The organism is Stenotrophomonas sp. Y-13 (assembly GCF_046267925.1).
Lineage (GTDB): Bacteria > Pseudomonadota > Gammaproteobacteria > Xanthomonadales > Xanthomonadaceae > Stenotrophomonas > Stenotrophomonas acidaminiphila_A.
Genome location: NZ_CP176501.1, coordinates 378,299 through 403,313, shown reverse-complemented (window position 1 = coordinate 403,313; position 25,015 = coordinate 378,299). Strand labels below are relative to the sequence as shown.

General features: G+C 70.0%; 23 protein-coding genes and 1 tRNA gene. 18 read left to right on the top strand and 6 right to left on the bottom strand.

Annotation, left to right across the window (positions count from 1 at the left end; all coding sequences use genetic code 11):
- The 13 genes from ACJ7VY_RS01705 (at nt 1) to ACJ7VY_RS01645 (ending at nt 12,172) form a co-directional block, all read left to right on the top strand.
- Entirely contained in the window at nt 1-1,251 is a 1,251-nt protein-coding gene (locus tag ACJ7VY_RS01705; protein WP_104937870.1) for an NAD(P)/FAD-dependent oxidoreductase, read from the top strand.
- The gene (locus ACJ7VY_RS01700; RefSeq protein ID WP_321989847.1) at nt 1,248-2,024 is read left to right on the top strand and encodes a DUF1365 domain-containing protein; all 777 of its coding nucleotides are present in this window, start codon (nt 1,248-1,250) and stop codon (nt 2,022-2,024) included. Before ACJ7VY_RS01705 ends, ACJ7VY_RS01700 begins: the two co-directional genes overlap by 4 nt.
- Nucleotides 2,021-3,274: a class I SAM-dependent methyltransferase gene (locus tag ACJ7VY_RS01695; RefSeq protein ID WP_409476241.1), complete on the top strand. Its 1,254-nt coding sequence runs from the start codon at nt 2,021-2,023 to the stop codon at nt 3,272-3,274. The genes ACJ7VY_RS01700 and ACJ7VY_RS01695 overlap by 4 nt, the downstream gene beginning before the upstream one ends.
- Nucleotides 3,271-3,804, top strand: a complete 534-nt coding sequence (locus ACJ7VY_RS01690; RefSeq protein WP_409476240.1) for a DUF2878 domain-containing protein — start codon at nt 3,271-3,273, stop codon at nt 3,802-3,804. Before ACJ7VY_RS01695 ends, ACJ7VY_RS01690 begins: the two co-directional genes overlap by 4 nt.
- Nucleotides 3,801-4,574 carry a DUF1295 domain-containing protein gene (locus tag ACJ7VY_RS01685; protein ID WP_321989845.1) on the top strand — a complete coding sequence of 258 codons (774 nt, stop codon included), beginning with the start codon at nt 3,801-3,803 and terminating at the stop codon, nt 4,572-4,574. Before ACJ7VY_RS01690 ends, ACJ7VY_RS01685 begins: the two co-directional genes overlap by 4 nt.
- A 22-nt stretch (nt 4,575-4,596) precedes the next feature.
- The gene (locus tag ACJ7VY_RS01680) at nt 4,597-5,676 is read left to right on the top strand and encodes an SAM-dependent methyltransferase (protein ID WP_104937865.1); all 1,080 of its coding nucleotides are present in this window, start codon (nt 4,597-4,599) and stop codon (nt 5,674-5,676) included.
- A gap of 524 nt (nt 5,677-6,200) precedes the next feature.
- On the top strand, nt 6,201-6,875 hold the full coding sequence (locus ACJ7VY_RS01675) for a hypothetical protein (RefSeq protein ID WP_313232282.1): 675 nt from the start codon (nt 6,201-6,203) through the stop codon (nt 6,873-6,875).
- A gap of 139 nt (nt 6,876-7,014) precedes the next feature.
- Complete coding sequence (locus ACJ7VY_RS01670) at nt 7,015-7,578, top strand: fasciclin domain-containing protein (RefSeq protein ID WP_313249851.1); 564 nt, start codon at nt 7,015-7,017, stop codon at nt 7,576-7,578.
- Nucleotides 7,579-7,855: 277 nt separating this feature from the next.
- On the top strand, nt 7,856-8,572 hold the full coding sequence (locus tag ACJ7VY_RS01665; RefSeq protein WP_409476239.1) for an NAD(P)-dependent oxidoreductase: 717 nt from the start codon (nt 7,856-7,858) through the stop codon (nt 8,570-8,572).
- Nucleotides 8,573-9,168: 596 nt separating this feature from the next.
- A complete protein-coding gene (locus ACJ7VY_RS01660; protein ID WP_293760399.1) occupies nt 9,169-9,465 on the top strand; it encodes a hypothetical protein in 297 nt (98 codons plus the stop codon).
- 86 nt (nt 9,466-9,551) lie between these two features.
- Complete coding sequence (locus ACJ7VY_RS01655; protein WP_409476238.1) at nt 9,552-10,775, top strand: sensor histidine kinase; 1,224 nt, start codon at nt 9,552-9,554, stop codon at nt 10,773-10,775.
- Nucleotides 10,766-11,512 carry a LytR/AlgR family response regulator transcription factor gene (locus tag ACJ7VY_RS01650; RefSeq protein WP_409476237.1) on the top strand — a complete coding sequence of 249 codons (747 nt, stop codon included), beginning with the start codon at nt 10,766-10,768 and terminating at the stop codon, nt 11,510-11,512. The genes ACJ7VY_RS01655 and ACJ7VY_RS01650 overlap by 10 nt, the downstream gene beginning before the upstream one ends.
- A gap of 369 nt (nt 11,513-11,881) precedes the next feature.
- On the top strand, nt 11,882-12,172 hold the full coding sequence (locus tag ACJ7VY_RS01645; protein ID WP_409476236.1) for a hypothetical protein: 291 nt from the start codon (nt 11,882-11,884) through the stop codon (nt 12,170-12,172).
- Nucleotides 12,173-12,333: 161 nt separating this feature from the next.
- Here the strand turns inward: ACJ7VY_RS01645 and ACJ7VY_RS01640 are convergent.
- From ACJ7VY_RS01640 to dtd, 4 genes are all read right to left on the bottom strand, one after another.
- Nucleotides 12,334-12,409: transfer RNA gene (locus ACJ7VY_RS01640), tRNA-Ile, on the bottom strand.
- Nucleotides 12,410-12,478: 69 nt separating this feature from the next.
- Nucleotides 12,479-14,812, bottom strand: coding sequence for a GH92 family glycosyl hydrolase (locus ACJ7VY_RS01635; RefSeq protein ID WP_409476235.1), 2,334 nt, complete (start codon nt 14,810-14,812; stop codon nt 12,479-12,481).
- Nucleotides 14,813-14,950: 138 nt separating this feature from the next.
- Nucleotides 14,951-16,804, bottom strand: a complete 1,854-nt coding sequence (rpoD, locus tag ACJ7VY_RS01630) for an RNA polymerase sigma factor RpoD (RefSeq protein ID WP_104937856.1) — start codon at nt 16,802-16,804, stop codon at nt 14,951-14,953.
- Nucleotides 16,805-16,895: 91 nt separating this feature from the next.
- On the bottom strand, nt 16,896-17,336 hold the full coding sequence (dtd, locus tag ACJ7VY_RS01625) for a D-aminoacyl-tRNA deacylase (protein ID WP_240212875.1): 441 nt from the start codon (nt 17,334-17,336) through the stop codon (nt 16,896-16,898).
- Between the two features lie 122 nt (nt 17,337-17,458).
- Here dtd and ACJ7VY_RS01620 point away from each other — a divergent pair, with 122 nt between their 5' ends.
- The 4 genes from ACJ7VY_RS01620 to ACJ7VY_RS01605 all read left to right on the top strand — a co-directional run bounded on the left by ACJ7VY_RS01620 (nt 17,459) and on the right by ACJ7VY_RS01605 (nt 21,656).
- On the top strand, nt 17,459-18,379 hold the full coding sequence (locus ACJ7VY_RS01620; RefSeq protein ID WP_293763541.1) for a lauroyl acyltransferase: 921 nt from the start codon (nt 17,459-17,461) through the stop codon (nt 18,377-18,379).
- Between the two features lie 82 nt (nt 18,380-18,461).
- Nucleotides 18,462-19,592 (top strand): GTP cyclohydrolase II RibA, encoded by a 1,131-nt coding sequence (gene ribA / locus ACJ7VY_RS01615; RefSeq protein WP_313250016.1) that lies wholly within the window; start codon nt 18,462-18,464, stop codon nt 19,590-19,592.
- 55 nt (nt 19,593-19,647) lie between these two features.
- Entirely contained in the window at nt 19,648-20,154 is a 507-nt protein-coding gene (locus ACJ7VY_RS01610; RefSeq protein WP_312347781.1) for a PH domain-containing protein, read from the top strand.
- A gap of 2 nt (nt 20,155-20,156) precedes the next feature.
- Nucleotides 20,157-21,656, top strand: coding sequence for a PH domain-containing protein (locus tag ACJ7VY_RS01605; protein ID WP_409476234.1), 1,500 nt, complete (start codon nt 20,157-20,159; stop codon nt 21,654-21,656).
- A 27-nt stretch (nt 21,657-21,683) separates the two neighbouring features.
- Here the strand turns inward: ACJ7VY_RS01605 and ACJ7VY_RS01600 are convergent, their stop codons facing one another.
- Nucleotides 21,684-22,742, bottom strand: coding sequence for a CDP-glycerol glycerophosphotransferase family protein (locus tag ACJ7VY_RS01600; protein WP_313250026.1), 1,059 nt, complete (start codon nt 22,740-22,742; stop codon nt 21,684-21,686).
- A 1-nt stretch (nt 22,743) separates the two neighbouring features.
- Here ACJ7VY_RS01600 and ACJ7VY_RS01595 point away from each other — a divergent pair, with 1 nt between their 5' ends.
- Nucleotides 22,744-23,556, top strand: coding sequence for a glycosyltransferase family 2 protein (locus ACJ7VY_RS01595; protein ID WP_313250012.1), 813 nt, complete (start codon nt 22,744-22,746; stop codon nt 23,554-23,556).
- Here the strand turns inward: ACJ7VY_RS01595 and ACJ7VY_RS01590 are convergent.
- On the bottom strand, nt 23,547-24,797 hold the full coding sequence (locus ACJ7VY_RS01590; protein WP_409476233.1) for an O-antigen ligase family protein: 1,251 nt from the start codon (nt 24,795-24,797) through the stop codon (nt 23,547-23,549). The genes ACJ7VY_RS01595 and ACJ7VY_RS01590 overlap by 10 nt on opposite strands.
- Between the last annotated feature and the right edge of the window lie 218 nt (nt 24,798-25,015).

The following is a 25,015-nucleotide window of genomic DNA, read 5'->3' as shown; positions in this document are numbered from 1 at the left end:
ATGCGCATCGCCGTCGTCGGTTCCGGCATCGCCGGCCTGGCCAGCGCCTGGCTGCTGTCGCAGGCGCACGAGGTGGTGCTGTTCGAGGCCGCCGACTACCTGGGCGGGCACACCCACACCCACGACGTCAGCGTGGGCGGCCGCCCGTACGCGGTGGACACCGGCTTCATCGTCCACAACCCGGACCACTACCCGCTGCTGACCCGGCTGTTCCAGGCGCTGGAGGTGCAGACCCAGCCCACCACCATGAGCTTTTCGGTGCACAACGGGCGCAGCGGGCTGGAGTACAACGCCACCTCGCTGGATGCGCTGTTCTGCCAGCGCCGCAACCTGCTCTCGCCGCGCTTCCTGGGCATGGTGCGCGACCTGTTCCGCTTCTACCGGCAGGCGCCGGCGCTGCTCGAGGGCGACGGCCCGGGCCCCGGGCTGGGCGAGTGGCTGCAGGCCAATGGCTACGGTGCGGCCTTCCGCGACGAACACCTGGTGCCGATGGCCTCGGCGCTGTGGTCTTCGCCGCCGCGGCAGATCCTGCAGTTCCCGGCACGCTACCTGGTCCAGTTCATGGCCAACCACCAGATGCTGCAGGTCAGCGGGCGCCCGCAGTGGCGGGTGGTGCGCGGCGGCTCGGCGCGGTATGTCGACGCGCTGCGCGCGCGCTGGACGGTGCAGGAGCGGCTGGCGTGCCCAGTGCGGGCCATACACCGCCATGGCGACCGGGTGAGCGTGGACAGCGCCGCCGGCAGCGAGGTGTTCGACCAGGTCGTGCTGGCGTGCCACAGCGACCAGGCGCTGGCGCTGCTGGCCGACGCCAGCGACAACGAACAGGCGATCCTCGGCGCGATCGGCTACCAGCCCAACGAAGTGGTGCTGCACACCGACGCGTCGCTGCTGCCGCGCCGGCGCAAGGCATGGGCGGCCTGGAACGCGTTCGTCCCGGGCGATGCCGACGCGCCGTGCACCGTCAGCTACTGCATGAACCTGCTGCAGGGCCTGGATGCCCCCGAGCCGCTGGTGGTCACCCTGAACCGCAGCGAGGCGGTCGACCCGGCGCGGGTACTGCGGCGCCTCGCCTACCAGCACCCGGTGTACACCCCGCAATCGGTCGCCGCGCAGCAGCGCCGCGCCGTCATCCAGGGGCAGAACCGGACCTGGTTCGCCGGCGCCTACTGGGGCTGGGGCTTCCACGAGGACGGCATGCGCAGCGCGGTGGATGTCGCCGCCGGCCTGGGCGTGCGCTGGCCCACCTCATGAAGCCGCTCCTGCACAGCGCGGTCTACGAGGGCGTGGTGCACCATCGCCGCCATCACCCGCGCGCGCACGCCTTCAGCTATCGCCTGGCGCAGCTGTACCTGGACCTGGACGAACTGGACCAGGTGTTCGCCGGGCGCTGGCTGTGGTCGGTGGGCCGCCGCAACCTGGCCGCGTTCCACCGCGACGACTTCCTCGGCCCGGCCACGCGGCCACTCAAGGAGGCGGTCAAGGATCGGGTGCAGGCGGCCACCGGGCAGCGCCCGGAAGGGCCGGTACGGCTGCTCACCCACCTGCGCTACGGCGGGCTGAGCTTCAACCCGGTCAGCTTCTACTACTGCTTCCAGGCCGACGGCCTGACCCTGCACAGCATCGTGGCCGAGATCACCAACACCCCTTGGCGCGAGCGCCATGCCTACGTGCTGCCGCTGGCGCAGGCGCGGCAGTCCGGTCGGCTGGCGGCATGGACGTTCGACAAGACCTTCCACGTGTCCCCGTTCATGGGCATGCAGCGCGGCTACGACTGGCGCTTCAGCCTGCCGGAGTCGCAGCTGCTGGTGCGCATGAACGTGTCCGACGGCGACCGCCGCGAATTCGACGCCCACCTGTCGCTGCGCCGGCTGCCGCTGGACGGGCGCTCGCTCGCGCGGGTGCTGTGGCGTTACCCGCTGATGACCGCGCAGGTACTTGCCGCGATCTACTGGCAGGCCCTGCGCCTGTGGCTCAGGCGCACCCCCTTCCATCCCCACCCCCGTGTTTCCGGAGACTCCCCTTGAACAGCATCGTGCAGCGCGGCACCGCACCGGGCTTCGGCACCCTCGACCGCTTCCTGCGCCGGCACCTGCTGCGGCGGCTGGCAGGCTTCGCCCACGGCCAACTGCGGATCGAGGACCCGCTGGGCACGCTGCAGGCCGGCCCGGCCGACGCGGGCCCCACGGTCACCCTGCGGATCCACGACCCGGGCTTCTACCGCGCACTGGCCACCCACGGCAGCGTCGGCGCCGGCCAGGCCTACATGGACGGACTGTGGCAGTGCAGCGACCTGGTCGCGCTGATCCGCCTGCTGGTGCGCAACCGCGACCTGCTCGACGGCATGGAGACCGGCAGCGCGCGCCTGGGCGGGCTGGCGATGAAAGCGCTGCACGCACTGCGCCGCAATACGCGCGAAGGCAGCCGCCGCAACATCGCCGCCCATTACGACCTGGGCAACGCGTTCTTCGGGCTGTTCCTGTCGCCGGACCTGATGTACTCGTCGGCCTGCTGGCACGGGGCCGACGACACCCTGGAAGCGGCGTCCACGCGCAAGCTGGACCTGATCTGCCGCAAGCTCGCGCTCGGGCCCGATGACCACGTGCTGGAGATCGGCACCGGCTGGGGCGGGTTCGCGCTGCACGCGGCGCGCCACTACGGCTGCCGCGTCACCACCACCACCATTTCGCGCGAGCAGCACGACCTGGCCGCCGCGCGTATCGCCGAGGCCGGGCTGGGCGGGCGCATCACCCTGTTGCAGTCGGACTATCGCGACCTGCGCGGGCAATACGACAAGCTGGTCTCGATCGAAATGATCGAAGCGGTCGGCGCCGAGTTCCAGGACAGCTACTTCGGCCAGATCGGACGCCTGCTCAAGCCCGACGGGCTGGCGCTGGTGCAGGCGATCACCATCGAGGACCACCGTTACGCGCAGGCGCTGGAGTCGGTGGATTTCATCAAGCGCCACGTGTTCCCCGGCTGCTTCATCCCCTCGATCAGCGCGATGCTCGCCTCCAAGACCCGCAGCAGCGACCTGGCGCTGATCGCGCTGGAGGACTTCGGCCTGTCCTACGCGCGCACCCTGCAGGCGTGGCGCGAGCGCTTCCTGGCGCAGTTGCCGGCGGTGCGCGCGCAGGGCTTCGACGAACGCTTCATCCGCCTGTGGGAGTTCTACCTGGCCTATTGCGAAGGTGGCTTCCGCGAGCGCTCGATCGGCGTGGCCCACCTGGTCCTGGCCAAGCCCAGCTGGCGCCCGGCGGACGCGGAGCCGGCATGAACACGCTGGCGATCCTGCTGGCCTACCAGGCGACCTGGTTCGTGGCGGTGATCGGCGCCGGCCGCGGATCGTGGTGGCCGGGCGTGCTGGCGGGCGCGCTGTTCGCGCTGTGGCGGCTGGCGGTCTCGCCGGCGCGTGCGCTGGAGCTGCGCCTGCTGCTGGCGGCGCTGGGCATCGGCCTGCTGCTCGAATCCGTGTGGGTAGGCAGCGGGCTGCTGGACTACGCCGCCTGGCCGTGGGCCGGTCCGCCGGCGTGGATCCTGGCGCTGTGGTGCGCGTTCGCGCTGGTGGTGGTGCCGCTGCTCGGCTACCTGCACCGGCGCCCGTGGCTGGCCGCCGCGCTCGGCGCCGTCGGCGGGCCGCTGGCGTACCTGGGCGCGGCCAGCGGCTGGGATGCGCTGCGCTTCTCCGAACCCCGCTGGCACGCGCTGCTGGCACTCGGCGCCGGCTGGGCGCTGGCGATGCCGGCGCTGGCCGCTTTGGCCGCGCGGGGCCTGCAACGTGACATACCGCGAGGACACACGTCATGAACCTGGGCAGTCAACTGGTGGGGATCGGCGCGTTCGCCGGCGTGCTGATGCTGTGCGGCTGGCACTGGCAGCGCCGCCACGACAATGCCGGCATCGTCGATGTGCTGTGGGCCCTGGGCCTGGCCGGGGCGGCGCCATGGCTGGCACTGACCGGCAGCGGCGCCCCGGCGGCACGCATGCTGGTCGGCGTGCTCGGCGCGGCCTGGGCCCTGCGCCTGGCCCTGCACCTGTGGCGGCGCGTGCGCAGCGAGGCCGAGGACGGCCGCTACCGTGCGCTGCGCCGGCACTGGGACGGCGACCAGCGCAAATTCCTGGGCTTCTTCCTGTTCCAGGCCCTGCTGGTGGTGCTGTTCTCGCTGCCGCTGGCGGCGGTGGTCGCACACCCGCAACCTTCGCCATTGCAACTGGGTGCCGCCGCGCTGCTGTGGGTGGTATCGGTGCTGGGTGAAGCGCTGGCCGACGCGCAGCTGGCGCGCTTCCGCGCCGATCCGGGCAACCGTGGCCGTACCTGCGACCGCGGCCTGTGGCGCTATTCGCGCCACCCCAACTACTTCTTCGAATGGCTGCACTGGTGCGCCTGGGCCATTGCCGCGGTGGGCGCCCCGCACGCGTGGCTGGGCCTGCTCGGACCGGTGCTGATGTACCTGTTCCTGCGTTTCATCAGCGGCATTCCGTTCACCGAACAACAGGCCCTGCGCACGCGGGGCGACGACTACCGCGCGTACCAGCGGCGCACGCCGATGTTCTTCCCCTGGTTTCCCAAATCCTGATCGCATTGCCGAGGATCGCGTCATGACCACCACCGCCCTGGATCGCAACGAGTTGCCGCACGACGTGCCCGCCCCCGGCCTGCTGGGCCTGGCCGAACGCGGCTGGGTACCGGACGCCGTACTGCGCGCCGGCATCCGCCGCCTGTGCACCCAGCGCCTGCACGACGAGCTGGCCGGCGGCGTGGAGGCGCAGTCGCTGCGCCAGCGCGAGCGGTTGGCACAGCTGCGCCACAGCCCGCTGGCGATCGAAACCGAAGCCGCCAACCGCCAGCACTACGAACTGCCGCCGGCCTTCTTCGGCCACTGCCTCGGGCCGCGGCTGAAGTATTCATCCTGCTATTACCCGACCGGCAACGAGACCCTGGAGCAGGCCGAGGAGGCGATGCTGGCGCTGTACGGCGAACGCGCCGGGCTGGCCGACGGCCAGGACATCCTGGAACTGGGCTGCGGCTGGGGCTCGCTGACCCTGTGGATGGCCGCGCGCTATCCAAACGCGCGGATCACCGCCGTATCCAACTCCAACGGCCAGCGCGCCTTCATCGAAGAACGCTGCCGCGAACGCGGCCTGCACAACGTGCGCGTGCTCACCCGCGACGTGAACACCCTGGCGCTGCCCGCCGCGGCCTATGACCGCTGCGTCTCGATCGAAATGTTCGAGCACATGCGCAACTACGACAGCCTGCTCGCCCGCATCGGCACCTGGCTGCGCCCGGGTGGCCGGCTGTTCGTGCACATCTTCGTGCACCGCACCCTGCTGTACCCGTTCGAGACCCAGGGTGCCGACAACTGGATGGGCCGGCACTTCTTCACCGGCGGGTTGATGCCGGCCGCCGACACGCTGCTGCACTTCCAGGGCCCGCTGTCGATCACCCAGCAGTGGCTGGTGGACGGCACCCACTACCAGCGCACCGCCAACCACTGGCTGCAGCGCCAGGACGAACAGCGCGATGCGGTGATGGCGATACTGCGCCAGGCCTACGGCGACGCCGCCGGGCTGTGGTTCCAGCGCTGGCGGATGTTCTGGATGGCCTGCGCCGAACTGTTCGGGTACGCCGGCGGGCAACAGTGGATGGTGTCGCACTACCTGTTCGAACGACGCTGAGCCTGCTGCAGGGGTGACGCCACCGGCGCGGGCGTCATCCACGCGCGCACGGCGTGCCCGCGACACCTGCCTCCGTACCCGCGTGCCACGCGAGGACTTGGCCCCTTGCCGCGTGTCACCGCGCCGCGCGGTGCCACGCACGGTTGCTCGGCGCGCAGCGTCGGACCGACAACGCGAATCCCTCTTGCATGGGTCGGCGCCGCGCGCAGGCGTGCGCCCGCGGCGGCCATCGTGCCGGCCGCTGCCACGTTCGCGGAACCCTCCTGCGTGTACGCCGCGTCAACGCCGCAACGTCGTTTTCATCGGTTTTTCCAGGCGGTATCGCGATCGGCATGCATCCAAGCGCGGGCGTGCTGCGTATTGGAAAACGCATGACCCCGTGCGTTTCCCATTCAGCCTGGAGAGCCCCAATGAAGTCTGCTGCCCTTGTCGTTCTCGCCGCCGGTCTGGCTGCATCCGCTACCGCACACGCATCCGGCGTCGAAGCCGGAAAGTGGAGTTTCTCCGCCTTCGGTGGCGTGGACATGCCGACCAGTGGCGATGTCCACGGCGGCGCCGTCGCGCCGGTGCCGGACCTCGGCCCGCTCAACCCCGCGCTGGCCGGCGTCAATGCCGAGCTGCGCATCCAGTCGCGCAGCCATGACCGCATCTACGGCCTGGCCGATACCTATGGCGTGGAAATGGGTTATGGCCTGAGCGACCGCGCCGAAGTGTTCGGCCAGGTGCGCTACAGCCACGCCTCGCCCGGCCGCGTGCAGGTGGGCGGCGCGTTCGTGCCGGCACTGGACACCGAGCTGCCGGTGTACGGCCGCTTCAGCGCCTACAAGAGCTACGGCGCGGAGTTCGGCTACCGCCGCTTCTTCATGGAGCCGGGCGCGGTGCGTCCGTTCGTCGCCGCGCGCATCGGCGCGACGCATACCGACGCGATCAAGGCCTCCTTCGACATTCCGGCCGCGGCCATCTCCATTCCGGATGCGCGCTTCACCAAGAAGACCTGGTCGGCCTCCGGTGGCGTCGACGTGGGCGTGATCATCCCGGTGGGCAAGACCTTCAGCGTCACCGCGCAGGCCGGCGTGCGCTACGTGGACAAGCTCAGTGGCGACGACGCCGACATCGGCGGGCTCGGCCTGGGCGGCATCAACAACGATGCCAAGCGCATCTCGGTGCCGATGAGCGTCGCCGCGCGCTGGGATTTCTGAGCGGCACCGTGTTCCGACCGCCGTGCCAGCCACGCCGCCACGGTGGCGTGGCTGGCACGGCACTGATCGATGAAAACCGCAGCCGACACTGCGTTCACCCCTGCCTCCACGCGGAGGCGATACCCATGAGGACATGACCATGCGTACCCAGATCCAGCGTCTTGCCATTGCCGCCGGCCTCGCGCTTGCCAGTGCCGCCGCCTCTTCCGCCTTCGCCGCGGGCAATCCCGCGGTGGGCGGCGCCGCCATGGATGCGAAGAAGACCATCGTCGAGAATGCGTCGGCCGCCACCGACCTCAGCACCCTGGTCACCGCGCTGAAGGCCGCGGGGCTGGTGGACACGCTCGCCGGCAAGGGCCCCTTCACCGTGTTCGCCCCCACCAACCAGGCGTTCGCCAAGCTGCCCAAGGGTACGGTGGAGACGCTGCTCAAGCCGGAGAACAAGGCCACCCTGACCGGCATCCTGACCTATCACGTGGTCCCCGGCGCCCACCCCTCCAGCCAGCTGGTCGCGGCCGCGCGCGGCCATGGCGGCCACAGCACCCTGAAGACGGTGCAGGGTGAGGAGCTGACCGTCGAACTGAAGGACGGCAAGGTGTGGGTGGTCGACGCCAAGGGCGGCAAGTCCGCGGTCACCACCGCCGACGTCATGCAGTCCAACGGCGTGGTGCACGTGATCGACAGCGTGCTGATGCCCAAGTAAGGCCATAGGCGGCCGGGCCTGCGGCATCCGCAGGCCCGTGCCGTGGACCGCCGCGCGCACCCTGGCATGCGCACGCGCTTCTCGTCGTACCCACGGTCACGGCGAGCCCACGCCGCGAGCGCCGCCCATCCCTTTCCGGGTGCGCTTGGTCACCGGCGGATTGCGCGCGTCCGGATGCGAGCCGCAGCATGCCGGCAACGCGGACACCACGGCCAGCCCGCCGCCCCTCAATGCCCTGCCACCCCACCGCCCCCCATTCCGCACCTGCCACCAGACGATGAGGATTCTGGTCGTCGGTGCCAGCGGTGCTACCGGGCGCCGCGTGGTGAAGCTCCTGCTCGAACGCGGACATCACGTCGTGGCGATAGTGAGGCCGGGCGCGCGCCTGCCGCTGGAACGGTCCCATCCCCGGCTCACCGTGGAGTACGCAGACCTGCTTGCGCTCAGTGGGCCACAGCTCATCGGCTGCGTGCAGAGCTGCGATGCGGTGGTTTCCTGCCTGGGCCATACCCCCAGCCTCAGGGGTGTCTTCGGTCAACCACGGCGGCTGGTAACGACCGCCACGACGCGGTTGTGCGAGGCGATCCGGCGGAGCGGAAGCCGCCGGCACATCCGCTTCATACTGATGAACTCGGCGGGGACGCTCGACACGGGCGCACGCGAGACGCATTCGTTCATGGAGCGCTGTCTGGCAGGTGCGCTGCGACTGCTGCTCCCCCCGTACCGAGACAACGTCATGGCAGCGGCCTGCCTGCGCAACGATGCATCGAAGACCGGCGCCCGTATCCAATGGGCTGTGGTCAGGCCCGACAACCTCACCGATGCGGAGACGGCTGGTGGATATACCGTTCATGCATCACCCGTCCGCAGTGCGTTCTTCGGCCCGGGAAGAGTGAGCCGCGCGAACGTCGCGGACTTCATCTGCACCCTGGTCTGCGATACGCAGACATGGCGCCAATGGCAGGGAAAAATGCCGGTTGTCTATGACCGGTGATGCCTGGCAAGGGTAACAGCGTGTCGCCGCCCCGCGGTAACCACCACACGCAAACGCTGCGGGGCCCCATCACCGCCTTCCGCGCCGCTGCCGCCCCATCGACTCACCTCGCAGGCCTGGATTCCTTCCCGCGGCGGACGCTTTGCACACACTGGTTACACCGGCGTTCCAACCGTGAGACGCCAGCGCGCTGCTACGGTGACGCCAGACCGCATCCCATGCCTGCATGTGCGGCATCGGGCACCTCCCACCATCCGCAGATGAAGTGCGCGGGCGGCGCCACCGCCATTCCGCCCGTGCGCGGCATTGTGCGCACGCCGCAAGCACCGGCGCCCGCCCTTCCCGCCTGCCCGATCGCCCAGTAGTGGCCAGTGCCGCCCGGCCCGCGGCGATGCCGCACCCGGGACCGGGACGCGGCACCGCTGTCCACCGGCTCCAGCCTCCGTGCGGTTGATCACCGCGTCGGTGCGGTCCATCCCCATCGTCTTGAGCGGCGGTGACGCACGAACCGAAGATCGGGCACGCCCTGTCGTTCTATCACCGTTCCTGCCCCGCACCGGGCGAACCCGGAAGTTCCCCGTCAACAAGGAGTCCCCATGAAGTTCAAGCCCGTCCTGCTGGCCGCGTTGCTGGTCGTCCCGTTCACGCTCGCGGGCTGTTCCGCCGTGGCCAGCAAGACCAACACCCTGTCCGACGAGCGCATCCTCTCCGAGACCAGCGGTGTGCTGGGAATGTCGCCGTCCGACCTGACGCTGCTTGAGCGCCGTACCGAAGGCGTGAACACCTACGTGACACTCAAGGCCAAGAGCGGCAAGACCTACGCCTGCACCGTCAATGGCGGCAACCTGCTCTCCTTCGGCATGACCAATCCGCCGGTCTGCAACGCGCGTTGACGCGCCCCGCGGCGTCCGCCGGTGGTCGATGACGGGCGCCGCGCCCCGGCGACGGGACCGCGGCAACGGCCCCGGCCGGCAGCCACGTGCACGCGCGTCCCCGGCACGCAACAATGCAGGCCCGAGCGGTGACCGCGGAGCCGATGTACCCGATGCCGTATCGCGCCAGCACGCACCGATCCCCGTCGCCGCGCACACCGTGGCGGCGGCACCGCCGCGCCGCGCTGCTGGTGGCCGCCATCAGCGCCTGGTGGCTGCTGTACGGGCTGATGCTGGCGAGCCAGCTGGTGGACATGACGTCGGTGACCGGCGACCTGTTCACCTGGCGCCGCGCCCTGATCCACGCCGCCGGCAGCACGGCCCCCTGGATACCACTGACGCTGCTCGCGTACCGGGTGGTGTCGCGCTTCCCGGTGGGGCGCGCGCACGCCTGGCGGCACGCCGCGATCAACCTGGCGCTGATCGCCGGTTTCATCGTCTTCAAGGCCGTCTACGCACGGGTGACCAATCCGGTCTTCGACTGGTATCCACTACTGCCGCCACTGCGCGAAATCCTGGTCACCAGCGTCGGCAACAATCTGATCCTGGGGATCACCGTCGTGGCGATGCTCCACGGCATCGTCTACTTCGAGCAGAACGAGCAGCGCCAGCAGCAGCTGGATGCACTGGAGAAGAACCTGGCGATGGCTCGGCTGGAGGCCGTCAAGGCGCGGCTGAACCCGCATTTCCTGTTCAACGCGCTCAACTCCGTGGCCGAACTCATGCAGGTGGACGTCGAACAGGCCGAGCGCATGCTGATCGCCATCAGCGACATGCTGCGTGACGGCCTGCGTGCCGACCAGCATCATGAACGTCCCCTGCGCGACGAGCTCCGGCAGGTCGCGGACTACCTGATGATCGAAGGCATCCGCCTGGGCCGGCGGCTGCGCTCCCGCGTCGACGTCGACGACGCCTGCATGGATATCCCCGTGCCTACCCTCTCGCTGCAGCCACTGGTCGAGAACGCGATCGTCCACGCCATCGCGCGATCACGGGCACCGGGCTGGGTGGCCATCGGCGGATGGATGGATGGCCAGCACCTGCACCTGTCGATCGAGAATTCGCGTGCCACCGAAGGCGCGCGCGAGGACGGCAATGGCATGGGGCAGCGCTCGGTGAAGGAGCGCCTGCACCTGCTGTACGGCGACCGCGCCCGACTGCAGGTGCACGACGCCGGGGCGGATGTGTATCGCGTGCATCTGCGGGTACCGCTGCCCGGCAGCCGGGTCCTGCCCGCTGCGAACGCGGAGGGCGTCGGCACATGCCCTTGAATGCGGCCATCCTCGACGACGAGCCGCTGGCGCGGCAGCGCCTGCGGCGGCTGCTGGGCAAGGTCGCGGGCGCCGCGGTGCAGGTCGTGGCCGAATGTACCGACGTCGACGAGCTGATCCGCTTCGCCCGGCACCGCCGGGTGGACGTCCTGTTCCTGGACATCGAACTGCCCGGAGGCGATGGCTTCAGCGCGCTGCGGCGCTGGAACGGGCCACCGCCGCGCGTGGTGTTCGTCAGTGCCTACGACCAGCACGGCGTGCGCGCGTTCGAAGACCGCGCGGTCGACTACCTGCTCAAGCCGGTGTCCGCCGAACGCCTGCGTGAAACGCTCTCGCGCCTGCTGCCGCATGCGCCGCCCGCGACCGCACAGGGGGCCACTACCGATGTCCGCAGGTTGCCCCTGCCGCTGGGCCGTCGCACGGTGATGGTGGACGAGGCCGACATCCAGCTCATCCGCGCACGCGGGAACTACCTGGACATCGAAACGAAGCGGGGAACGTTCACCTTCCGGCGCACGCTCGGCGACTTCATCGATGAGCTGGACGCGAACACCTTCCTCCGCGTGCATCGTTCGTGCGTGGTCCGCATCGCCGCCACCATCGAAGTCATCACCCTGGGTTCGGGCCGATACCGCCTCACCCTGGATTGCGGGCGACAGGTGGTGACCGGGCGCCAGTACCGGGTGCATGTCCAGCGCAGCCTGATCGGCAGGCCATTCGGCCCGGCGTGTCCATGACGCCTGCATGGCCAGGCACATTCGCGTGTAGATGGACATCCCTCCCCGGGTTTCTGTCAGTGTGACCAGGTGCACGGGCGAGGGGACGAGCGTCATTCCCGCGACCGTCGCTTTCACCCACCATCCGCATGGAAGGTGACTCCACCAGTGCCAGCATGCGTCGGGGGATCGCCAAGGCGGGGAGAATCCAGAGCAGTGTGCGGACATGCCCGACGCCGGGCCCGGGAGGGCCTGTGCAATGCAGTTCCCGACGGGCGCGTCCGGAGACACACGTCTCCGCCCGTACCGGTGGAGACCAGGGCCACGTCGCAGCGTGCGCTGGATCCTCTGGTTGTAGATGACCCTACCCGACAGCGCGAAGGAGCCTGCATGAGCATCGCCCGAACCCTCATTGGCGCAAGCCTGCTGACCCTCACCGCCTGCGCTGGAACCGCAGGCTCCGGCTCGCGCGATGTATCGGCAGCCGAATGCCGCGCGTACTACGTGCATATCTACGAGATCAACGGCGAGGACATCACGGCCATGATGGGCGAGGCGCAGCTGGACAAGGACGCGGCCACCTGCGCGGAACATGGCAGCGTGACCCGGCGCCACCTGGACTGCGCGATGAAGGCCAGTTCCATGCAGCAGCTGCAGGAATGCGGCCTGCCCAATACCTGAGGGGTTCGCGGCTGCCGGGCGTTCCGGTGCCCAGAAACATCGCATGAGCGCCAGTGCCGGAACAGCAACTCGGCAGGGGATGCCACGTACCGTGGCAGTGGGGCCATAGCCCGTGCAGATCGCTTACCCCCGCATGCGCGGCATGCGCCAGGGCTTCGCGGTGGTGGGCCCACCAGGATTCGAACCTGGAACCAAAGGATTATGAGTCCTCTGCTCTAACCGTTGAGCTATAGGCCCGCTGCCGGTGCGCAAGTGTAGTGGAGGCCGCGGCAGGCGGCCACCGCCGGGTCCGCCGGCATGCGCGGCTCAGTGCGTGGACTGCGAGTACGGGCGGGCGTCGGGCCGGGTGCCCCACTCGCGGTTGGGCTCGGCCTGCAGGGTGAAGCGCAGCTCGCCGCCGGCCATGATCTCGTCGTGGTGCAGGAACGCGCGGTCCAGCGGCTTGCCATCGAGGGTGACGCGGCCGACGTAGGGATGGGCCTCGTCCAGGCCTTCGGCCACGATGGTGAAATGCTTGCCGTTGGGCAGGTTCAGGCGCGCACGCGGCAGGAACGGGCGGCCGATGATGTACTCGTTGCTGCCCGGCGTGACCGGGTAGAAGCCCAGCGCGGTGAACACATACCACGCCGACATCTGCCCGAGGTCGTCGTTGCCGGCCAGGCCATCCGGGCGCGGCGCGTACTGGGTGTCCATGATCCGCTTCAACCGGGCCTGGGTGCGCCACGGCTGGCCGGCGTAGGCGTAGAGGTAGGCGACGTGGTGGCTGGGCTCGTTGCCGTGCGCGTACCAGCCGATCAGGCCGGTGATGTCTTCCATGTGCTCGAACACCGCCGGGTCCACCTTCGCATCGAACACCGCGTCGAGCCGTTGCAGCAGCCTGTCCGCGCCGCCATGCGCGGCGGCCAGCCCGGCCACGTCCTGCGGCACGTACCACGAGTACTGCCAGGCGTTGCCTTCGGTGTAGTCGCTGCCGTAGCCGCTGGCGGCCGGGTCGAAGGGTTCGCGGAAGCGGCCGTCGCGCCTGCGCGCGCGCATGAAGCCGGTGGACGGATCGAAGGCGTGTTTCCAGTTGCCGGCGCGCTTGGCGAATTCCGCGGCGATATCGTCCCGCCCCATGGCCTTGGCCATGCGCGCGATGCTCCAGTCGTCGTAGGCGTATTCCAGGGTCTTGCTCGCCGCCTCGCCTTCTTCGTCGATCGGCACCCAGCCCAGTTCGCGGTACTGGGCGATGCCGTCATAGGGCCCGTAGTTGGCACTGGCGACCATCGCCTGCAGCGCCTCGTCGGCGTCGAAGCCACGGATGCCCTTCAGGTAGGCATCGGCGATCACCGGCACCGCGTGGTAGCCGATCATGCACCACGTCTCCAGGCCGTGGAACGACCACACCGGCAGGATCCCGTAGGGGCTTTCGCGGCGCGCGGCCAACAGCGAGTTGACCATGTCGCTGCTGCGCTGCGGCGGCTGCAGCAGGGTCATCAGCGGGTGCAGCGCGCGATAGGTGTCCCACAGCGAGAAGGTCGAATAGTTTGTCCAGCCCTGCGCCTGGTGCACGGCGTTGTCGGGGCCGCGGTAGCGGCCATCGCTGTCCATGAACAGGGTCGGCCCGAGCATGCTGTGGTACAGCGCGGTGTAGAACGCGGTGCGCTGCGCCGGCGCTGCGTCCACTTCCACCGCCGCCAGCGCCTGCGCCCACTGCGCGCGGGCGGCGGCGCGCATGCCGTCGAAGTCCCAGCCGCGCGCTTCGGCGTCGAGGTTGGCGATGGCGTTGTCCTCGCTGACCGGCGAGATCGACACCTTGACCAGCAGCGGCTCGCGTCCACCCGGGCCGAAATCGAAGCTGCCCACCAGCTGCCGGCCCTCGATCTGCGCACGCGCGCCCGGGTCCTTCTCCGCCGGCGGCGGGAAGCCGCGGTAGACCACATCACTTTCGGTGTCGTGGAAGGCGTGGCCGCGCAGCGGCCGCGAAAAGCGCATGGCGAAGTACAGCTGCCGTCCCGGCGCCCAGCCGCGGGTCTGGCGGTAACCGGTCACGGTGCCGTCCGCGCGCAACCGCAGGCGCGACCACAGGATCTTGCCCGGGTAGTCGTACATGCTGGTGCGCAGGTCGACCAGCACATGCGCCGGCCGGTCCGCGGGGAACGCATAGCGGTGCATGCCCACGCGCGCGCTGGCGGTGAGCTCGGCGCGCACCCCGGAGTCGTCCAGGGTGACGGCGTAGTAGCCCGGCTCGGCGCGCTCGCTGCGGTGGTCGAAGCGCGAGGTGTAGCCGCTGCCCGGCCGGGTGACGTCGCCGCGCTCGTATTTCACTTCGCCGCTGAGTGGCATCAGCAGCACGTCGCCCAGGTCGGAGTGGCCGGTACCGGAGAAGTGCGTGTGCGAGAAGCCGACGATGGTGGTGTCGTCGTGCCGGTAGCCGGCCGCCCAGCCGTAGCCGTCCCTGCGCGACCGGATCTGGGTGTCGGGGCTGAGCTGGACCATGCCGTGCGGCACCGTCGCGCCCGGGTAGGTGTGGCCTTCGCCGCCGGTGCCGATGAACGGGTCCACCGCCGCCACCGCGTGCTCGCCGGCACGCTCGCCCGCCACCGCCGTGCCCGCCAACAGCACCAGCGCGATCATCCACTTCGCCTGCCCGACTGCCATTGCCCGCTCCTTGGATCGATCCAATCTCTATCGAAGATAACATCCGTCGCCATCGGGGTATTGGCGCGGCGCCACAAAACGAAAAGGCCCCGCGATGCGGGGCCTTCTCTTCGGTACCGCGGCGGGGCCGCAGGCCGGTCAGTCGATATCGAGGAAGCTGCGCAGCTGCTCGGAACGGCTGGGGTGGCGCAGCTTGCGCAGCGCCTTGGCCTCGATCTGGCGGATGCGCTCGCGGGTGACGTCGAACTGCTTGCCGACCTCTTCCAGGGTGTGGTCGGTGTTCATGTCGATGCCGAAGCGCATGCGCAGCACCTTGGCTTCCCTCGGGGTGAGGCCGGCCAGCACGTCGCGCACGGTCTCGGACAGGTTGATGTTGGTGGTGTTATCGATCGGGGACTCCACGTTGGTGTCCTCGATGAAGTCGCCCAGATGCGAATCCTCGTCGTCGCCGATCGGGGTTTCCATCGAGATCGGCTCCTTGGCGATCTTCATCACCTTGCGGATCTTGTCTTCCGGCATGTCCATTTCCTTGGCCAGCTCCTCCGGCGTGGCCTCGCGGCCGTACTGCTGGAGCATCTGGCGGGAAATGCGGTTGAGCTTGTTGATCGTCTCGATCATGTGCACCGGGATGCGGATGGTGCGCGCCTGGTCGGCGATCGAGCGGGTGATCGCCTGGCGGATCCACCAGGTGGCATAGGTCGAGAACTTGTAGCCGCGGCGGTATTCGAACTTGTCCACCGCCTTCATCAGGCCGATGTTGCCTTCCTGGATCAGGTCCAGGAACTGCAGGCCGCGGTTGGTGTACTTCTTGGCGATGGAGATCACCAGGCGCAGGTTGGCCTCGACCATTTCCTTCTTGGCCTTGCGCGCCTTGGCTTCGCCATAGGCCATGACCCGGCTGATCTCCTTCAGCTCGTCCAGGCTCAGGTGCGACTCCTTCTCCACGTCGAGCGTGGCCTGCTGCTCGGCGATGATCTGGTCCTTGACGTCGCGCAGCGCCGAGGACCACTTCTGCTTGCGCTTGATCGCGTCCTCGACCCATTCCAGGTTGGTCTGGTTGCCTTCCCAGGAACGGATGAAGTCCTTGCGCGGCATGCGCGCGGTGACCGTGGCCAGGTGCAGCACGCGGCGCTCCTGGGCCTTGATCCGGCCCATGGTGTCGCGCAGCAGGCGCACCAGCACGTCGGTCAGCGGCAGCGGCAGCTTCAGGGTCACGAAGGTCGCCGACAGCTCCTCGCGCAGCTTGGCCTGCGCCTTGAGGTCGCCCTTGGCATGGGCCTTCTTGAACTTGGCCATGTCGCTGGCCAGCTGCTCCATGCGGTTGGCCACTTCCACCGGATCCGGACCGGTCGGGCCGGCATCCTCGTCGCCGCCGACATCGTCCTCGTCCTCGTCGGCCTCGGCATCGCTGTCGTCGGACGCGTCGTCGCTGTCGGTGGCGGCCGGCGCCGGCTCTTCCTCGACCAGGTCGTTGAAGCCGACGATGATCTCGGCCAGGCGCTTCTTGCCTTCCTTGTGCAGCTCGTAATCGGCCAGCACCGACTCGACCGCCGGCGGGAAGGTGCCCAGTGCCGCCTGCACCTGGCCCAGGCCTTCCTCGATGCGCTTGGCGATGGCGATCTCGCCTTCGCGGGTCAGCAGCTCGACCGTGCCCATCTCGCGCATGTACATGCGCACCGGGTCGGTGGTGCGGCCACCTTCGGTGTCGAGCGCGGTCAGCGCTGCAGCGGCTTCCTCGGCGGCGGTATCATCCACCTCGCGGTTGCCGGTGTTGCCATCGCTGAGGATCAGCGTGTCGGCATCGGGCGCCACTTCATGGACGTCGATGCCCATGCCGGTGATCAGGCCGATGATGTCTTCGATCTGCTCCGGGTCGACCATGTCGTCCGGCAGGTGGTCGTTGACTTCGGCGTAGGTCAGGTAGCCCTGTTCCAGGCCCTTGCTGATCAGTTGTTTGATATCGGATTGCTGGGCAGGACGTTCGTTGGCCATGTAGTGCTCGCGCCACCGGCAGGGAAAGATAGAGAACCTACTATTATACCAGCGCAGCATAACGCTTGCCGGGCGGTGGTTTCACGGCGCGTCAGTGTCTGAGCAGGAAGGTCACCGGTCCATCGTTGACCAGGCTGACCACCATATGGGCCCCGAAGCGCCCGGTTTCCACCCCGCCGGCGTGTTTTTCACGGCAGATCGCCACCAATCGATTGAATAGCCGTTCAGCCTCGGCCGGCGCCGCGGCAGTGCTGAAGCCCGGGCGCATGCCCGAACGGGTGTCGGCGGCAAGGGTGAACTGGCTGACCAGCAGCAGGCCGCCCCCGGTATCGCGCAGCGAGCGGTTCATCCTGCCAGCATCGTCGGCGAAAACCCGGTATCCGAGCAGGCGCTCGGCCATCCGCGCCAGCGCCGCCTCGTCGTCGCCCGGCTCGACGCCGACCAGCACCAGCAACCCCGGGCCGATCTGCCCGACGACCTGGTCCCCGACGCTGACCGACGCCTGGGTGACGCGCTGGAGGAGGGAAAGCATGGCGGCTCCTGGAAAAGGGGAGCGCGCACCATATACCGCACCGGGCGGCGCGGCGACGGCCCTGCAGCCGCCCGGCGGCGCCGCTGCCGGGTCCGCCGCCGCGGCGGGCTAAACTTGCACGGATGAAACCGGAACGCGCCGCCAAGCTCTACCACCGCCTCGCCGCCGGGCTGACCGCCCTGCCCTGGTCCTGGCAGCGGACCCTGGCCGATGCCCTGGCCTGGCTGTGGCGCCGGCTGGACGCCCGCGAGAGCCGGGTGACGCGGCGCAACCTGGAACTGGCCTACCCGGCGCTGTCGGCGCCGCAGCGCGCGCGCCTGCACCGCGACATCCTCAGGACCACCGCCCGCCAGGCGCTGGAGACCCTGTACCTGTGGACCCACGACCCGGCCCGCAATCTGGCCACTCACCTGCGCGAGCGCCACGGCCAGGCGCTGTACGACGCCGCGCTGGCCGCCGGCAGGGGCGTGATCGTGGTGGCCCCGCACTACGGCAACTGGGAACTGCTGAACCAGTGGCTGGCCTCGCGCGGGCCGATCGCCATCGTCTACGCGCCCCCGGACAACCCGGTCGGCGACGCCTTCCTGCAGCGGGTCCGCGGTGGCGACAACATCCGCCAGGTGCGGGCCGAGGGCCCCGCGGTGCGGCAGCTGTTCAAGGTACTCAAGGACGGCGGCGCGGTCGGCATCCTGCCCGACCAGCAGCCGAAGAACGGCGACGGCGTGTTCGTGCCGTTCTTCGGGGTGCAGGCGCTGACCATGACCCTGGTCAACCGCCTGGCCGAGCGTACCGGCGCCACCGTGCTCTACGCCTGGTGCGAGCGGATCGGCCCGGACATCGAGTTCGCCCTGCACGTGGAACCGGCACCGGCGTCGATCGCCGACCCCGACCTGCAGGTCGCCACCAGCGCGTTGAGCGCGGGCATCGAGCGCATCGCCCGGCGCGACCCCGCGCAGTACCAATGGACCTACAAGCGCTACACGCTGCGCCCGCCCGGCAGCGGCGAGAGCGACCCGTACGCCACCGAGCGCCACCCGCACTGATGCACCCGCAGCATGCCCCTGCAACACTGCGTCACCCCGGTGATCGATTGAATCCACGGGTGCCGACCCCATTAGGTTGCCGATGAACGCCACCTCCCCCCTTCCCGCCGCCGCCCTCCCCTGCTTTGGCGAGACCGCGGCGATCCGCTGCGAGCGCGCCGCCGCCGAACTGCGCGCAGGGCGACCGGTGGTGATCACCGAGGGTGACCGCCGCCTCGCCACGATGGCGCTGGACAGCGCCTCGCCGGCCGGCTTCGCCGCGTTCGCGCAGGCCGCGGACGACCGCCATTACCTGTTCCTGACCACGCCGCGCGCGCGCACGCTGGGCATCGACAGCGCCCACGGCATCCGCATCGCGCTGGCCGGGCAAGGCTTCGAGGCCCTGGCGGCACTGGCCTACCTGCGCGACACGCCCTCGCCGGACGGCCTCCCCAGCGAGGGCGACGCCCTGGATGCGGCGGCCGTGGAAGTAGCGCGCCTGGGCCTGCTGCTGCCGGCGCTGGTATCGACCACCCTGCATGCCGGGGACACGGCATTCGACGCTTGCCTGCACCTGGCGCTGGACGACCTGCGCTGCGGCGCCGCCCAGGCCGGCCAGGACTACGAGCTGGTGACCCGCTCGCCGGTGCCGCTGCGCGATGTTGGCATGACCGAGTTCGCGGTGTTCCGCGGCGGGGTGGCGCAGCGCGACCAGGTCGCGGTGATCGTCGGCAGCCCCGACCTGCAGGGCGTGGTGCCGGTGCGCGTGCATTCCTCGTGCCTGACCGGCGACCTGTTCGGTTCGCTCAAGTGCGACTGCGGCGACCAGCTGCGGCGCGCCCTGCGCACGCTGAAGGAACTGGGCGGCGGCATCCTGCTGTACCTGGACCAGGAAGGCCGTGGCACCGGCATCGCCGCCAAGATGCGCGCGTATGGCTACCAGCACGAGGGGCTGGACACCATCGACGCCGACGCGCAGCTGGGCTTCGGCGCCGACGAGCGCCGCTACGGCAGCGCCATCGCCATGCTGCGCGGGCTGGGCGTGCAGCGCATCCAGCTGCTGACCAACAACCCCACCAAGGTGCAGCACCTGCGCAATGCCGGCATCGAGGTGCTGGGCAGCATCCCGGTGACCGGCGAGATCACCGCCGAGAACGAGCAGTACCTGCGCACCAAGGCCGCGCGCGCCGGCCACCACCTGGACGTCGACGCGCTGATCATGTCGGCGCAGTAGGCACGGCCGCGGCGTCCGGATGACGGACCTCCCGGGGTGCCTGTATGGTCGCGCCATGATCGAACCTCCCGAGCTCCCCACCCCGCCTTCCACCACCGCCGACTGGCAACCGCTGCCGGCGCGCGGCGCGCCGTTCGCCGCGATCGGCGCGGGGCTGGCATCGATGCTGGTGCTGCTGCTGGCCAGCGGCGTGCTGTCGCTGGTGCTGCGCAACCCCTGGTGGCTGCCGAGCGTGCTGGTCGCCGCCGTTGCCGGCTTGCTGGGCGGTGCCTGGATCGGCTGGCGCCGGCATCGCCGCACGTTCTGGCGGCTGGATCCGCAGGCGCTGGGCGTGCGCCGCGGCCACCTGTGGCAGAGCGAGAGCCATGTACCGGTGTCGCGCGTGCAGCACCTGGACCTGCGCCGCGGCCCCCTGCAGCGCGCCGCCAACCTGGCAACGCTGGTCGTGCATACCGCGGGCACGCGGATGAACACCGTCGCCATCGCCGGGCTGGCGCAGGAGGACGCCGAGCACCTGCGCGACCGGCTGGCCCGCCAACTCGACCACGACGACGCGCTGTGAACATGCCCGACAGCGCGGACGACGCACCGGACCAGCGCCTGCACCCCTGGTCGTGGCTGTTCGAACTGCAGCAGCACCTGCAGCAGTTCCTGCTGCCGCTGGTGGCCCTGCTGTTCTTCGGCAGCCGCCGCCAGGACGGCGAATGGCCGTTCCACCTGGTCACCCTCGCGGTACTGCTGGCCATGACCGGCAGCGCGCTGCTGCAGTACCTGACCTACCGCTACCGGATCGGCAGCGATGCGCTGACCGTGCGCAGTGGCATCCTCGAGCGCACCCGCCGCGAAATCCCGTTCGCGCGCATCCACAACGTGGTGGTCCACCAGAACCTGCTGCACCGCCTGTTCGGCGTGGCCGAGCTGCGCCTGGAGTCGGCCGCCGGCGACAAGCCCGAGGCGCAGATGCGGGTGCTGCGGCTGGCGCAGGCGCTGGAGCTGGAACGCCTCATCCGCCAGCGCGGCGAAAGCGCGCCGGCGGCCGCGGACAGCGAGCCCGCCGCTCCGGCCCCGCTGCTCGAACTGCCGCTGCCGGAACTGGTGCGGCTGGGACTGATCTCCAACCGCGCCCTGGTGGTGGCCGCGGCCGCCTGCGGCGCCATCTGGCAGATGTTCCCGCGCGATGTCGCGGAGGAATTCGTCCGCGACCAGGGCCGGCAGGCGGTCGGCTATGCCAGCCAGCTGCAGCTGGGCGCGGTGCCGCTGGCCGGCACCGTCGCGCTCGTCCTGGTGGCCGGGCTGCTGCTGATGGCGCTGATGTCCATTGCCCTGGCGATTGTGCAGCACCACGGCTTCCGCCTCAGCGAGGCCGAGCGCCGGCTGACCGTCGAACGCGGCCTGCTCAGCCGCTCGCGCAGCAGCGTCGCGCAGCGCCGGATCCAGGCCTGGACCCTGCGCGAAGGCATGCTGCATCGCCTGTTCGGGCGTCGCCAACTGCGCGTGGACATCGCCAGCGGCGGTGGCCAGGAGCAGCAGGGCCGGGCCCTGAAGGAGCTGGTACCGGTGGCCGCGCCCGCGGCCTGCGACGCATTGCTGCAGCACCTGTTGCCCGCGGTGCAGTGGCCGCCGGCACGATGGCAGGCGGTGTCGATGCGCGGCTGGTGGCGCCTGTGCCTGCCGGCGCTGGTGACCGTTGCCGCGGTGACCGCGCTGGGCTGCCGCCAGTTTGGTGCCTGGGGCCTGCTGCCGCTGCTGTGGCTGCCCTGGTCCGCGCTGCATGCGCATCGCCAGGTCGCGCGCATGGGCTACAGCATCGACTCGCGCCGGGTCGCGATACGCGGTGGCTGGTGGAGCCGCTGGTGGCGGGTGGCCGAGCTGGACAAGCTGCAGGCGCTGCGCCTGGACCGCTCGCCGCTGGACCACTGCTTCGGCACCGCCACCCTCACCCTGGATACCGCCGGCGCCTCCGGCTCGCCGCCGCTGCGGCTGCACTTCCTGGAAGCAGCGCGCGCCCGCGAACTGATGGAGCAGCTGGGGCAGGAGATGGCGCGGCGCCGGCTGCGCTGGTAAGGGCGCCGCGCGGCGGAGACCGGGGCGCTACGACCGCGACGGCCCCCAGTAGCCCAGCTCGCGGCGGATCTGCAGGCCGCGCCACAGCGCGCCCAGTGGCTTGCGCCCGGGCGTGCCGAGGCGGCCGGCGATGAAGTCCTCGGTGGCGGCGATCACCCGCTCCGCCGAGCGCCCGTCACGATACGGATGGATCGAATCGGCATAGCGGACGATCTCGGCCAGCAAGGCCGGCTCCGGCGACAGTGCACGCGCCAGCATGTCCGGCAGTTGCCGCGGATCGTCGAAGTCGAGCATGTGCGGCTGCGGCACGCGGTTGCGGAAGGTCACCACCGGCTTGTGCTGGACGACGAACTCCGAAACGATCGACGACGTATCCGAAACCAGCACGTCGGCGGCGCGCTGCGCGGCCATGACCTGTTCGGGCTCGATGAAACGGGCATTGTCGCCGGCCAGCGCGCGGTAACGCTCGAACAGTTCCGGCGCGCACTTGGGGTGCAGGGTCAGCAGCCAGTAGCGCCCGCCCGCGGCGATGTCGGCGGCGATGCTGTCGTACAGGTGCGGGGCGGCACTGAGGCGCTCGGTGAAGGTGGAGCCGAACAGCACCACCGCGCGGTCGGCGGCCGCTGCGCGCAGGGCGGCGGCCTGCCCGCCATCATCGCGGAACAGCGGGTCGAGTTTCGGCCAGCCGGTTTCCTGCACCACGAAGTGGCGCTCGCGCGTGGCCAGTTCCTGGAACGGCCGCGTCGTCGCCGGTCCCTGCGTGCAGTACAGGTCGAACAGGCCGCGCACGCGGAAATGGCCACGGGCATCCTCGCGTTTCTGCACGTTGAAACCATGGAACAGCTGCACCTTGGCCCCGGCCACGAACGGCGGCACCCAGTTGGCCGCGCTGAGCACCGCGCGCGGCCGCATCGCCAGCGCCTGCTGCAGCCCGATCGACGGCACCCCCTCCAGGGTCGCCCCGGCGGCACCGCCCTCGAACCAGGCCGCGACCGCATGGCCGCCCGCGTGCAACGCCTGCGCCAGAGGCGCGAGAATAGGCAGCGCGTAGCGCTCCGTCGCAAACAGCAGGTATCCGGCCATCACCATGTCCTCTTCGACCGCTCCCACCGAACGGCCTCGCATCACGGCCTGCATTATCGCGTTCAACGAAGCCGCACGCATCGGCGACTGCCTGGCCTCGCTGGCCTTCTGCGACGAGATCGTGGTGGTGGACTCGTACTCCAGCGACGCCACCGTGGCCATCGCCGAAGCGGCCGGCGCGCGGGTGCTGCAGCGCGCGTTCGACGGATTCCGCAGCCAGAAGGCGCACTGCGTGGAGCAGGCCCGCCACGACTGGGTGCTGTGCCTGGACGCCGACGAGCGGGTAAGCCCCGAACTGCGGCACGCCATCGAGCAGGCGCGCGACACCGGATTCAACGGCGCGGCCGGCTACCGGTTCGCCCGCCTGTCCGAATATTTCGGCCGGTTCCTGCGCCATGGCAACGCTTACCCCGACCGCGTGCTGCGCCTGTTCGACCGCCGCCGCGGCGGCTGGCGCGGCGCGCGCGAGATCCACGAGGCGGCCACTGTCGATGGCCCGGTGCGCACGCTGCGCGGCGACCTGGTCCACTACCCCTACCGCTCATTCGAGCAGCAGCTGGCCAAGACCCAGCGCTACGCACGGATGATGGCCGAGCACGAGTTCGCCCGCGGCAAGCGCGCTACCCTGGGCAAGCTGGTGCTGGCGCCGGCGTGGCGCTTCTGGCGCGGCTGGCTGCTGCGCGGCGGCTTCCGCGACGGCTGGCACGGCCTGGTGTACGCCTACGTGCGCGCCAACTACGTGCGGCAGAAGACCATCATGCTGTGGCTGCTGCAGAACGGCCGGAACGTGGCCGATCCGCCGCGCGATCAGCCCTGAACGGGCTGCCGGCGCCCACTCTGGCGCTGCCCGGCCTGGCGCTGCCCGTCCTGCGGGCGGTAGCGCGCGGAGGCCGTCACCAGCGACAGGCCGGCCAGTACCCCCACCAGGGTGGCGTAGGTACTCACGGTTATCTGGTGGGCGAACATCGACTGGGTGACCCCACATAGCAGGTAGGCGACCACCAGCATCACCCCGGCCGCGGCGGGGCCACGGAACCCACCGATGCCGCTGTGGCGGTGCAGGTGGATGAAGATCCACAGCGGCAGGCCATAGATGCACAGCAGCAACAGCAGGCCCGGGATGCCCTGGGTCGCGCCCCATTCGGCAACGTCGTTGTGCGCATGCCCCAGATGGCAGCGCGCCTCCACCGCCTGCGGCAGGCGGCACTCCGGCAGGCGCTGCATGGCGGTATCGAACCTGCCGATACCCACGCCCGTCCACGGGTGCTCGCGGAACGTGTCCCATGCCACCTGCAGCCGCTCCAGGCGTGCGCCGGCCGACGAATCCACATCCCCGGCCTCGATGCGCTGCACGTCGCTGTGCAGCTCGCTCAGGCGGGTCAGCTCGCGCAGCTGCGGGACCGCCAGCACCAGGGTTGCCGCGACCAGCAGCAGCCCGCCCAGCCAGGCCAGGCGCAGGCGCCCGCTGCCACGGCGGATCGACAGCGCCATCGCCACCAGCAGCGCAAGCAGCGCCGGCCATACGCCCCGGCTGCCACTGAGCAGGATCACCGTGCCGCCGGCCGCCATGCCCAGCGCGATCCAGCCCCAGCGCCCGGGCGGGCGGCAGAACACCAGTACGATCATCAGCACCAGGGTGACGTCGGCCAGCACGATGGCGTTGGTCCAGGCCTCGGCCCGCGCCCAGCCATGGGTCACCTGGTAAACGGCGATGGCCAGGGTCGCGAACAGGCCGAACAGCGCGCCCCGCCACAACATTTCCTGGCGGGGACGCAAGGCGTACACCCAGAGCAGCACCCAGGGCATGGCCAGGAAGCGGGTACGGTAGCCCTCGTCCCTGAACATCCCCACCGAATGCAACGACGACACCAGTGCGGAGACCAGCGCCGCCAGGGCCAGGGCCAGCAGCAGGCCGCCGACGACACCGGTGCGCACGCGCCACAGCCGCGAGAACCCCCACGCGCTGGTCGCCAGCAGCACCATGGCGAACGGCAGCACATTGACCGGCGTACTCACCAGCGCCGCCGGCAGCAGGAACAGCCCTGCCGAAGCCAGCATGCCCAATGCGTCCGGCCGCTCGAGCGCAGCGGTTTCGGTATACGTCAGATTGCGTGCCATCCCTGTCACTCTGGGGCCGAGGCCATGAATCATTCCCTACCAGAAACGCTGCCGAACCCTTCCACGGCCCCTGAATCCGTGCATGCGACCCGCGACTTCGGTAACCGGTGGACGATATCACGCCTGTATCATTCGCCTTAACAGGCCGTCCTTCCGGT

Bases quoted from the DNA above. Each gene is read 5' to 3' on its own strand.
- ACJ7VY_RS01650 (WP_409476237.1), top strand. From the start codon at position 10,766: ATGCCCTTGAATGCGGCCATCCTCGACGACGAGCCGCTGGCGCGGCAG.
- ACJ7VY_RS01645 (WP_409476236.1), top strand. From the start codon at position 11,882: ATGAGCATCGCCCGAACCCTCATTGGCGCAAGCCTGCTGACCCTCACC.
- ACJ7VY_RS01665 (WP_409476239.1), top strand. From the start codon at position 7,856: ATGAGGATTCTGGTCGTCGGTGCCAGCGGTGCTACCGGGCGCCGCGTG.
- ACJ7VY_RS01590 (WP_409476233.1), bottom strand. From the start codon at position 24,797: ATGCTGGCTTCGGCAGGGCTGTTCCTGCTGCCGGCGGCGCTGGTGAGT.
- ACJ7VY_RS01595 (WP_313250012.1), top strand. From the start codon at position 22,744: ATGTCCTCTTCGACCGCTCCCACCGAACGGCCTCGCATCACGGCCTGC.
- ACJ7VY_RS01705 (WP_104937870.1), top strand. From the start codon at position 1: ATGCGCATCGCCGTCGTCGGTTCCGGCATCGCCGGCCTGGCCAGCGCC.
- dtd (WP_240212875.1), bottom strand. From the start codon at position 17,336: ATGCTTTCCCTCCTCCAGCGCGTCACCCAGGCGTCGGTCAGCGTCGGG.
- ACJ7VY_RS01680 (WP_104937865.1), top strand. From the start codon at position 4,597: ATGACCACCACCGCCCTGGATCGCAACGAGTTGCCGCACGACGTGCCC.
- rpoD (WP_104937856.1), bottom strand. From the start codon at position 16,804: ATGGCCAACGAACGTCCTGCCCAGCAATCCGATATCAAACAACTGATC.
- ACJ7VY_RS01620 (WP_293763541.1), top strand. From the start codon at position 17,459: ATGAAACCGGAACGCGCCGCCAAGCTCTACCACCGCCTCGCCGCCGGG.
- ACJ7VY_RS01660 (WP_293760399.1), top strand. From the start codon at position 9,169: ATGAAGTTCAAGCCCGTCCTGCTGGCCGCGTTGCTGGTCGTCCCGTTC.
- ACJ7VY_RS01685 (WP_321989845.1), top strand. From the start codon at position 3,801: ATGAACCTGGGCAGTCAACTGGTGGGGATCGGCGCGTTCGCCGGCGTG.
- ACJ7VY_RS01690 (WP_409476240.1), top strand. From the start codon at position 3,271: ATGAACACGCTGGCGATCCTGCTGGCCTACCAGGCGACCTGGTTCGTG.
- ACJ7VY_RS01605 (WP_409476234.1), top strand. From the start codon at position 20,157: ATGCCCGACAGCGCGGACGACGCACCGGACCAGCGCCTGCACCCCTGG.
- ACJ7VY_RS01675 (WP_313232282.1), top strand. From the start codon at position 6,201: ATGCCGACCAGTGGCGATGTCCACGGCGGCGCCGTCGCGCCGGTGCCG.
- ribA (WP_313250016.1), top strand. From the start codon at position 18,462: ATGAACGCCACCTCCCCCCTTCCCGCCGCCGCCCTCCCCTGCTTTGGC.
- ACJ7VY_RS01670 (WP_313249851.1), top strand. From the start codon at position 7,015: ATGCGTACCCAGATCCAGCGTCTTGCCATTGCCGCCGGCCTCGCGCTT.
- ACJ7VY_RS01610 (WP_312347781.1), top strand. From the start codon at position 19,648: ATGATCGAACCTCCCGAGCTCCCCACCCCGCCTTCCACCACCGCCGAC.
- ACJ7VY_RS01700 (WP_321989847.1), top strand. From the start codon at position 1,248: ATGAAGCCGCTCCTGCACAGCGCGGTCTACGAGGGCGTGGTGCACCAT.
- ACJ7VY_RS01635 (WP_409476235.1), bottom strand. From the start codon at position 14,812: ATGGCAGTCGGGCAGGCGAAGTGGATGATCGCGCTGGTGCTGTTGGCG.